Genomic DNA, 2278 nt, shown 5'->3' with positions numbered 1-2278 from the left:
CCAGAACCGCTACAGCTATGTGCAGAACAACCCTGTCAACTATACCGACCCGAGTGGGCATAGAATGGTCTGGGCGGTTGATGGTAGTGAACCAAGTCGCCCTCGTCGTATCAATACGCGCCTACAACGTTTCTACCAACGGAGTATTATCGAACAAGATTCTTTAGGCCGTGCAGTGTCATTACGTGAATACACGGATTATCGCATTAAAACCGATCGAAATTTCCGAGCACCAGAAAGTTATTATCAAGCTTTTGGTCCAAATGTGGCAACCTACCAAGGTGGAAGTTACGGAGGACAAAGTTCTTACGCTTATACCCAGCAACAACAAGCATACGCAAGAGCCCAAGCAGAACAACGTCGTCGTCAACAGATTCGCTATGAATATGGTTTAGCAACAGGCATCAATTCTTCACCAACAATCCGCGAAGGACTAAATCTTGATCGCAACTGGAATATATCTTTACAGAATACATTGAAACATGTATGTAATCCAAAAACGACTAAGGCATCAGATCGGGGTGTAAATAAAACCCTGTCTATAGCTGACTTTAGAAAGTATGAAGATGCGGCAAGACATGGACTAACTGTTTCTGAAAAAGCTAATATTGATTCAAGTTCTCTTAGTGACCTGAAAAATAAATATGGCAATGTTCTAGGTAACTATAATACCTATCAAGGTACAGGTTACTTTAATCCGCTTGGTTCAGATAAAAATAGATATATCATTTCTCGCTATAAAGAATTAAAGGCTATTGAAGATGCTAAGGTAGCTCAAAAAGTAGCTGAGATAAATAAATATCACTATACTAACTTATACAAGCATATCGCTGAGACAGGAAATCGGATAGATGGGACACCGGCGAGTGATTTAGAGAAAGCTGTCGCTCCATATGTGCCGTGGATTGCGCCGATTCAAGATGTGGCAGCTGCGGTTGCCGGTAGACAGGTTGCTAAGTACAATTCTAGTGTTCCGACTGGTAATGGTATGAAGTGGGGAGCGGAAAGTGGAAAAAATTTCAATAGAAAGGGAATAGGAAACCCAGTTAAAGTCTTGGGAAGAGGAAGTACAGGTAGAACAGAACCTAAAAATTTGCAAGAACAGTTGGCGATGCACGAAGTGATGTCTAATCCTTTAGAAAATGCAGTTGAGCTTAAACTAAAAATGGGTGATACGCGATGGCACTCTTCAGAGGGCTGGGTAAAGATGGAAAAGAAAGTCTCAACATCAAGTGGGAAAAATATTAATATTCATTATGTTTATAATAAAACAACGGGAGAATTCGATGACTTTAAATTCAAAAGTGAATAGGAGGAACTGGAATGGATAATATAGTACTACAAACTGAGTGGTTCGATGAAACAGAAAAATTTTGTGAAGTTAGACTTAGCTGTGAAACAAAGTTTCTAACAATTTATCAATTATGCTACCTCTTTGAAGATGATATGAACAATATATATATTGCCATAGATGAATATATAAACAATCCTCATACACCAAGGAAAATCCTCTTTGGGGATGATAGAGAAGGAGGAAGTGGCTATTTTATTTTCTCGTTAACTCCTATTAATTTTAAAGAAGAGTTAAAAATTGAGGTAGACATGGAAGTAGCTGATAATGATGAGGGCATACACCGATGTCAATTCTATATAAATACTCAATTGGAAAACTTTAAGTATTTCAGAAATAATTTACCTAGATTATTTTCAAAAGATTTAAGAGGAGAAATTAAATTACATGATTATTTTAACTAGAATAGTACTAATTATTTAAATTAACCTCTTCTTTTGTAATACAAACATGCAAAAACTCTCGGGGAAGGATTTCTTCGAGAGTTTTATGTTACACCTATGACTTAAAGGATCAGTTGCTTACAGCGACCAAGGAAGGAATCGTCGTCAATCCACCAGAACTTGGTAACTTACCGGGTCAGGGAGAAGTGACCTATGCCAGTCAGGTTCAGGATGTCCTGATCCCTTATACCACACGAGAGGATACCTACAATTACTACGAGGAACGCAACTATGTCAACGATGTCAATCGTGAACATACAGAAGTCCTCGAAACCTATGACCATGATGGCAAGGCTCTTGAGACCTATAGTTATGGTCAGGGTCGAACCAGCTACCTCAACAACCAAACAGGTGACAGCTACAACTACTTGACTAACCAATCAGGCTCTGTGACAGGTTTGACCAAGGATGGACAAGCTACCGTATCCAGTCGCTATCATCCCTATGGGGCAAGCAAGGCAAGCACAGATACGACAGGTCAGCC

At 39.4% G+C, this 2278-nt stretch carries 3 protein-coding genes; all 3 read left to right on the top strand.

The features are described from left to right. Positions 1-1312: hypothetical protein (locus tag ADI74_RS11370; protein ID WP_239682822.1), on the top strand; the 1312-nt coding region annotated here is incomplete at its 5' end. Between the two features lie 11 nt (positions 1313-1323). Then, positions 1324-1755 carry a hypothetical protein gene (locus ADI74_RS09210; RefSeq protein ID WP_049538473.1) on the top strand — a complete coding sequence of 144 codons (432 nt, stop codon included), beginning with the start codon at positions 1324-1326 and terminating at the stop codon, positions 1753-1755. 113 nt (positions 1756-1868) lie between these two features. After that, positions 1869-2278: hypothetical protein (locus tag ADI74_RS09205; RefSeq protein WP_049538471.1), on the top strand; the 410-nt coding region annotated here is incomplete at its 3' end.

Origin of the sequence: Streptococcus pseudopneumoniae, from assembly GCF_001074565.1 — a bacterium.
GTDB lineage: Bacteria > Bacillota > Bacilli > Lactobacillales > Streptococcaceae > Streptococcus > Streptococcus pseudopneumoniae_J.
The sequence above is the reverse complement of the archived record's forward strand: the minus strand, read 5'-3'. Positions and strand labels throughout refer to the sequence as shown.